The organism is Acetomicrobium sp. S15 = DSM 107314 (genome assembly GCF_016125955.1).
In the GTDB taxonomy this organism is placed as follows: domain Bacteria; phylum Synergistota; class Synergistia; order Synergistales; family Thermosynergistaceae; genus Thermosynergistes; species Thermosynergistes pyruvativorans.
On record NZ_JADEVE010000121.1, the window covers coordinates 1 to 373 of the forward strand.

The window sequence follows — 373 nt, forward strand, 5'->3', positions numbered from 1 at the left end:
GTCATTTCGATACCGAGGGGTTATAGCGCAGCGCTCGTATGGGCTCCGGCTGCCATAGGGAAGTGCTCCTCCTGTTTTATGGTTGTAGATGGCATGCCAAACGTCAGGACCTGCATCACGCCCCTACGTGAGGGGATGCAAGTGGAAACTCACCACGCCTGAGAGTTCTGCGCCGCTCCTGGCGAGCTCTAAGACCGTTCCGCCTCCAAAACAGTAGCCTATGGCTGCTACTGTAGCTGGATCTACGAGCGGATGCTTTTTTAGCGTCGCGTAATAGGCGGAGTAATTGCCATCCTGAAGGCACGATAAAAGCTCTTCTGAGATCGGCGTCGGGACTCCTTCGAGCGCGGTGGCGATCACATTCGCATCTCCG

General features: G+C 56.0%; 2 protein-coding genes. One reads left to right on the forward strand and one right to left on the reverse strand.

Annotated elements, in window-relative coordinates; genetic code table 11:
• A partial coding sequence (locus tag EZM41_RS02950; RefSeq protein ID WP_198469343.1) for a 2Fe-2S iron-sulfur cluster-binding protein occupies positions 1 to 162 on the forward strand: 162 nt, incomplete at its 5' end.
• Here EZM41_RS02950 and EZM41_RS02955 read toward each other — a convergent pair.
• Positions 124 to 373, reverse strand: a 250-nt coding sequence (locus EZM41_RS02955; protein ID WP_232619012.1) for a dienelactone hydrolase family protein, incomplete at its 5' end; no start/stop codon positions are given. The genes EZM41_RS02950 and EZM41_RS02955 overlap by 39 nt on opposite strands.